We start from the raw sequence: 6,633 nt of genomic DNA, 5'->3' as shown, positions 1-6,633 counted from the left end.
AGCTGCCGCCCGGACTTGTCACTCTTACGTGGACTCACAAGGTCCGATGTCATCACTCTCAGTGCCCATCCCGCCGGACCTCAGCCCGGCGTGTCGGGCCAGAAACACCGATCTTGAAACAGTCCTGCCCCAGCTGACCGTCTGCGCGGTTGGTTGCATAGCTCGCCGCTCGTTGCCTTGGCTGCGGCCGGGTTGAGTTGGTCGGCTTGGCCGGGGGCTGGTGTGGGTTGGCGGGTTGGTCCGGGTTGCGGCTTGGCCTTGGCGGCTGGTTCGGGATGCTTGGTTCGGGTGGCTTTGTTCCGGTGGCACGGATCGCTCTGGCTCCGGTTGGGGTGGTTTGGGTTGCTCTGGCTGGGTCGGGTGGTTCGCGTTCTGTGGGTTGTGGGTTGGTGGGGCGACTCGGGTTCGATGGTGTGGTGGGTCGGGTTGGCATGAGTGGGCATGGGTCGGTTGGGGCGGTGCCTGTTCGGACTCGGGGTGGGTGGGGCGTGTGGACGGGTACGGGGACCTGCTAGAACTGGCTCTATCCAATGGGCTGATCCGGCCTGGCCGACTCGAGGGGAGCGATTCGTGGAGTTCGTTCGGCTCTTGCTGGTGTTTCTCCACCTGCTCGGTATGGCGGTTCTCGTCGGCATGTTTCTGCTGTCGCGGCGGGCTCCTGCCGGGGCGCCGTTGAATGTGGGGTGGGTGCATGGTGCGGCGCTCCAGCTGATCACCGGGCTGGCGCTGCAGCTGCTCGCGCCGTTCACGGATACCGAGTACAGCCACGTCAAGCTCGGCATCAAGCTGCTCGTGCTGCTCGTCATCGCTGGGCTCGCTCTCGTCTACGTGATCCGTCGGGTCGCCGCGCCGAGCTGGTTGCCGCCGACGCTGGCCGGGCTGGTCGTCGTGAACGTCGGGCTCGCTGTCTTCTGGACCTGAGCCGCCGGCCCCTTTCGTTCGCGGTGGGTAGGGTCGGCAACCCGGGTGGGAACGCCCGCGAGGAGGGAGTTCGGGCATGTCCGTCGGCCGTGAGTTCGACGTGGTTCTGTTCGGCGCCACCGGGTTCACCGGAGGACTGACCGCCGAGTACCTGGCGGCCAACGCGCCCAACGGATGCCGCTGGGCGGTCGCCGGGCGGAACCAGGCCAAGCTGGAGGCGCTGCGGACGCGGCTTGCCGCGGTCAACCCGGCCTGCGAGTCGCTCGACCTCCTCCACGCCGACGTCGCCGACCCCGTGTCCCTGCGCGCGGTCGCGGCCCGGAGCCGGACCGTGGTCACGACCGTGGGTCCGTACATCAACTTCGGTGAGCCGCTCGTCGCCGCCTGCGCCGAGGAGGGAACCGACTACCTCGACCTCACGGGCGAGCCCGAGTTCGTCGACCGGATGTACCTCGCTTACCACGCGCGCGCCGTCGCCTCCGGCGCACGGATCGTGCACAGCTGCGGGTTCGACTCCATCCCCGCCGACCTCGGCGCCTACTACACGGTGCAGCAGTTGCCCGACGACGTGCCGATCAAGGTCCAGTGCTACATGTCCGCGTCGGCCTCGTGGTCCGGCGGCACCTACCACTCGGCGATCACCGCGTTCTCCCGGATGCGCACGACGGCCTCGGCGGCGGCGCAGCGCCGTCGCGCCGAGGGTCGGCCCGAGAACCGGAAGGTGCACGGCCTCAAGGGCCTGCCCCGCCACGAGAAGGTCGTCGGCTCGTGGGTGCTGCCGGCGCCCATCATCGACCCGCAGGTGGTGCTCCGGTCGGCACGGGTACTGGACCGGTACGGGCCGGATTTCTCCTACGGCCACTACCTCGCGGTCCGCACGTTGCCCACCGCGACGGCGATCGCGGGCGGGGTCGGCGCGGCCGTGCTGCTGGCGCAGGTGCCACCGGCCCGCCGGTGGCTGCTCGGCCGGATGCGGGCGGGCGACGGGCCGGACGCGGAGAAGCGGGCGAAGTCGTGGTTTCGCGCGCGGTTCGTGGCCGACGGCGGCGGACGGCGCGTGCTCACCGAGGTCGGCGGCGGAGACCCCGGCTATGGCGAGACCGCGAAGATGCTCGCCGAGTCGGCCCTGTGTCTCGCGTTCGACGACGTGCCGGCCACGGCGGGGCAGGTGACCACGGCCGTCGCGATGGGCAATGCGTTGACAGACCGGCTCACGCGCGCGGGCATGACCTTTCGTGTGGTCGACGAACGGGCGGCCACCTAGCCAATCCGGCATGGACGGACGTGGTGGTGAGGTGGGGCTGATCGGGGTCATGCCTCGATCGTGCCCGCGGTGGCGGGGGCTGCGCCGGGACGCGGTGGGAACTGTGGACAACCGGGCGGGTTGTGGATGAAGCGCGTTGCCGGCGATCGTGTGCGGGCCTCTCGTCGGTGGTGTGCGCTAGAAGAAGGCAGGTGCGGCGGACGGCCCACCGCGGTCGACGCAGTACTACTTCCGTTGTAGGACGAATGGCCCTAGCGGTGATCTGACCGCACGTGAACGATCACCGTGTGTGCGCCTGAGGCGCGGCGCGAAAACGATTGGGTCACGCGCGTCTATGTGGCGGTGGCGCCGGACGACCCGCAGAGTACGGTCTCGCGAATAAGTTGGCGTTCGGTGTGTGCCGAGCGTGGAAGCCGGGAGGAGAAAGCCTTGCGCTTCAAGCGGGGAGTCGCGGTCGCCGCGATCGCTTTGACCAGCGTGCTGTCCGTGGTCGGCTGTGCGAAGGATTCGGGAACTTCGAACAACGCATCGGGCGGCACTGGCGGAACCGAGGGTTGCAAGACGGTGGACAAGCCGCCCGCCGCGGAGGGCGCGGCGAGCTCGTCCGATGCCGGAGCGGAGGTCGACGCGAGCAGTCTCAAGGTCGGCCTCGCGTTCGACATCGGCGGCCGCGGTGACGCGTCCTTCAACGATTCGGCGGCGGCCGGTCTCGACCAGGCCATCGAGCAGATGGGCGTGAAGAAGGAGAACACCAAGGAGCTCACCGCCACCGACCAGGAGAGCGAGTCCGCCAAGCAGTCCCGGCTCCGGCAGTTGGCGCAGGAGGGCCGGAACCCGATCGTGGCCGTGGGCTTCGCCTACTCGGCCGCGGCGGCGGAAGTCGCCAAGCAGTACCCGAACATCCAGTTCGCGGTGGTCGACGGCTTCGTCGAGGGCGCCCCGAAGAACGTCACCTTCCTCGGCTTCGCCGAGCACGAGGGTTCGTTCCTGGTCGGCGTGATCGCCGCACTGAAGAGCGAGAGCTGCACCATCGGCTTCGTCGGCGGCGTGAACATCCCGCTGATCCAGAAGTTCCAGGCCGGGTTCGAGCAGGGCGTGAAGGCCGTGGCGCCGGAGGCCAAGATCGTCTCGAACTACATCACCGAGGCCGGTGACCTGACGGGCTTCACCGACGCGCCGAAGGGTGAGGTGCTCGCGAAGGGCCTGATCGACCAGGGTGCCGACGTGGTCTACCACGCCGCCGGAGCCTCCGGTAAGGGCGTGTTCGCCGCGGCCAAGGCGGCTGACGTGATGGCGATCGGCGTCGACTCCGACCAGTACAACCAGAAGACCGTCGCCGAGTACAAGGACGTGATCATCTCGTCCATGCTCAAGCGGGTCGACGTCGCGGTGTACAACTACATCGCCGCGGTGGCGAGCAACGACCTCGCGAGCCTGCCGGAGGTCTTCGACCTCAAGGTCGACGGCGTCGGCTACTCCACGTCCGGCGGCAAGATCGACGCCGAGACCGAGGAGTGGGTGGAGGCATACAAGCAACAGATCATCGACGGCGAGATCACGGTCTCGGACACGCCGTCCGGTAGCTGACCGATTTCTGCGTGACACCCGTGGGTGTGCGGCGGGGCCGCACACCCACGGGTCTTTACCGTGAGAAGGGCTCCTCGATGACCGAGAGTGATCTCGACAGTGACGTTGCCGCGCCACCCGCGGTCGAGCTGACCGGCATCACGAAGCGGTTCCCCGGTGTGGTCGCCAACAGCGATGTCCACCTGACCGTGCGCGCCGGCGAGGTACACGCGATCTGCGGCGAGAACGGCGCCGGCAAGTCCACCCTGATGAAGATCCTCTACGGAATGCAGAACCCGGACGAAGGCACCGTCGCGGTGAACGGCGAGCACGCGCACTTCAGGTCACCGTCCGAGGCGATCAGAGCCGGGATCGGCATGGTGCACCAGCACTTCATGCTCGCCGACAACCTGACGGTGCTGGAGAACGTGGTGCTCGGCGCCGAGCCGATGTACGGCATCGGCCGCAGGGCCAAGGCCCGGGTCCGCGAGCTCGCCGGCACCACCGGCCTCGACGTCGACCCGGACACCCTGGTCGAGCGGCTCGGCGTCGCCGACCGGCAGCGGGTGGAGATCCTCAAGGTGCTCTACCGCGGCGCGCGCATCGTCATCCTCGACGAGCCGACCGCGGTGCTCGTGCCGCAGGAGGTCGACGAGCTGTTCGACACCCTGCGCTCGATGCGCGACGACGGCTACACCTTTCTCTTCATCTCCCACAAGCTCGACGAGGTGCGCGCGATCGCGGACACCGTCACGGTGATCCGCCGCGGCACCACGGTCGGCACGGTCGACCCGAGCACCGTGACCACGCGGCAGCTGGCCGAGATGATGGTCGGCAGCGAGCTGCCCAGCCCGGAGACCCGCACCTCGACGGTTACCGACAAGGAGATCCTGCGCATCGAGGGCCTGACCCTGCGCGCGCCGGACGGTCGGCCGCTGCTCGACTCGCTCGACATCGTGGTCCGCTCCGGCGAGGTGCTGGGCATCGCCGGCGTCGAGGGCAACGGCCAGACCGAGCTCGTCGAGACGATCATGGGCATGCGCAAGGCGGCCAGCGGCCGCATTTTCCTCGACGGGCGCAACGTGACCAGGGCCAGCACGCTCGCGCGGCGCGAGGCCGGCATCGGCTACATCCCCGAGGACCGCACGCGCTACGGCCTGCTGCTCACCCAGCCGCTGTGGGCCAACCGGATTCTCGGGCACCAGACCAGAAGTCCCGCCTCGCACGGCTTCCTGCTCAACGTCGCCGGCGCGCGGGCCGACACCAAGCGCATCGTCGAGCAGTTCGACGTCCGCACGCCGGGCATCGAGGTGACGGCGGCGTCCCTGTCCGGCGGCAACCAGCAGAAGCTCGTGGTGGGCCGGGAGCTGTCGGGCGACCCGGTGCTGCTGATCGCCTCGCACCCGACCCGCGGCGTGGACGTCGGCGCGCAGGCCGCGATCTGGGACGACATCCGCACCGCGCGCGCCCGCGGGCTCGCCGTGCTGCTGGTCTCGGCAGACCTCGACGAGCTGATCGGCCTGTCCGACTCCATCAAGGTCATGCTGCGCGGCAAGTTCGTGGCCGACGCCGACCCGGCCACGGTCAGCCCGGAGGACCTGGGCTCGGCGATGACCGGAGCCGGTGACGTGGACGCCGAGGGCCACCTCGTGGTGGACGCCGAGACGAGCGCCGAAACGACAGCCGAGACGACAGGCGGGACCGACGACAAGCCTGACGGCGATGGCAAGGCCGACGGGTCCGCCGCGCCCGCGACGGAAGGAGACAAGCAGTGATCGCGAAGCTGCGCTCGTCGCTGCTGGCGCCCGCGCTCGCGATCGTGGCATCGGCCCTGTTGTGCGCGATCGTCCTGCTGCTCTCCGGGGCGAACCCGTTCGACGCCATGGGCGCCATGATCGGCCAGGTCGGCCGGGGTCAGGTCGCGGTCGACATCGTCAACAGCACGGCCATCTACATGCTGGCCGCGCTGGCCGCGGCCATCGGCTTCCAGATGAACCTGCTGAACATCGGGATCGAGGGCCAGTATCGGATCGGTGCGCTGGTCGCGGCCATCGTGGGCAGCGCGATCGTGCTGCCGGCGCCGCTGCACTGGATCGTCATCCTGATCGTCGGCATGATCGCCGGCGCGCTGTGGGCGCTGCTGCCGGCGATCCTCAAGGTGACCCGCGGGGTGCACGAGGTGCTCTCCACGATCATGATGAACGCGATCGCGTTCGGGCTGGCGGCGTACCTGATCCGCCGCGACCAGTTCGGCATCCTGATCGGCAACAACGTCTCCACCGAGCCGATCCCGAGCTCCGGCCAGGTGCCCGGCATCTCCTTCGGCGATCGCGGCACGATGTTCGGGCTGGTTGTCCTGGCCGTGCTCGCCGCGGCCCTGTACGGCATGACGATGAACCGGACCCGGTTCGGCTTCGAGCTCAAGGCCTCGGGGCTGTCGCCGACCGCGGCGTCCGCGGGCGGCGTCAACGCCAAGCGGATGATCGTGATCTCGCTGCTGACGTCCGGCGCCGTGGCGGGCCTGGTCGGCATGCCGGAGATCCTCGGCCGCGACCACGCGTACACGCTGAACTTCGCGGCGGGGTACGGGTTCGCCGGTCTCGGCATCGCGCTGCTCGGCCGCAACCATCCGGTGGGCATCGCGTTCGGCTCACTGCTGTGGGCGTTCCTCGAGAAGGCGAAGGTCGCGCTCGACAACGTCGGCGTGCCCCGGGAGATCGCGACGATCATGCAGGGCTCGATCGTGCTGTCCGTCGTGATCGCCTACGAGGTCGTCAAGCGAATGGACCAGGCGGCCGAACAACGCAAGGTCGGGCGAGCCCTCGGTACGGCGGAGCCCGCCGGTCCCGCCGCCGACGCCGAGCCGGAGGGTGCGAAATGAG

5 protein-coding genes are annotated in these 6,633 nt (G+C 69.2%); all 5 read left to right on the top strand.

Annotated features, from left to right (window positions below; translation table 11 throughout):
* Window positions 1-570 precede the first annotated feature (570 nt).
* Window positions 571-921, top strand: coding sequence for a hypothetical protein (locus ACRDTB_RS15250; RefSeq protein ID WP_431430922.1), 351 nt, complete (start codon window positions 571-573; stop codon window positions 919-921).
* Window positions 922-997: 76 nt separating this feature from the next.
* Window positions 998-2,185: a saccharopine dehydrogenase family protein gene (locus ACRDTB_RS15245; RefSeq protein ID WP_431430921.1), complete on the top strand. Its 1,188-nt coding sequence runs from the start codon at window positions 998-1,000 to the stop codon at window positions 2,183-2,185.
* A gap of 429 nt (window positions 2,186-2,614) precedes the next feature.
* Window positions 2,615-3,772 carry a BMP family lipoprotein gene (locus ACRDTB_RS15240; RefSeq protein ID WP_431430928.1) on the top strand — a complete coding sequence of 386 codons (1,158 nt, stop codon included), beginning with the start codon at window positions 2,615-2,617 and terminating at the stop codon, window positions 3,770-3,772.
* 77 nt (window positions 3,773-3,849) lie between these two features.
* Window positions 3,850-5,526: an ABC transporter ATP-binding protein gene (locus ACRDTB_RS15235; protein ID WP_431430920.1), complete on the top strand. Its 1,677-nt coding sequence runs from the start codon at window positions 3,850-3,852 to the stop codon at window positions 5,524-5,526.
* Window positions 5,526-6,632 (top strand): ABC transporter permease, encoded by a 1,107-nt coding sequence (locus ACRDTB_RS15230; RefSeq protein WP_431430927.1) that lies wholly within the window; start codon window positions 5,526-5,528, stop codon window positions 6,630-6,632. Before ACRDTB_RS15235 ends, ACRDTB_RS15230 begins: the two co-directional genes overlap by 1 nt.
* Window position 6,633: the final 1 nt, after the last annotated feature.

The organism is Actinophytocola sp. (assembly GCF_050699935.1).
Taxonomy (GTDB): Bacteria; Actinomycetota; Actinomycetes; order Mycobacteriales; family Pseudonocardiaceae; genus Actinophytocola.
Note: the sequence above shows the minus strand (reverse complement) of the source record. Positions and strands in the feature narration are given on the sequence as shown.

Excerpts from the sequence above, each read along its gene's own strand:
- ACRDTB_RS15235 (WP_431430920.1), top strand. The coding sequence starts at position 3,850 with ATGACCGAGAGTGATCTCGACAGTGACGTTGCCGCGCCACCCGCGGTC.
- ACRDTB_RS15245 (WP_431430921.1), top strand. The coding sequence starts at position 998 with ATGTCCGTCGGCCGTGAGTTCGACGTGGTTCTGTTCGGCGCCACCGGG.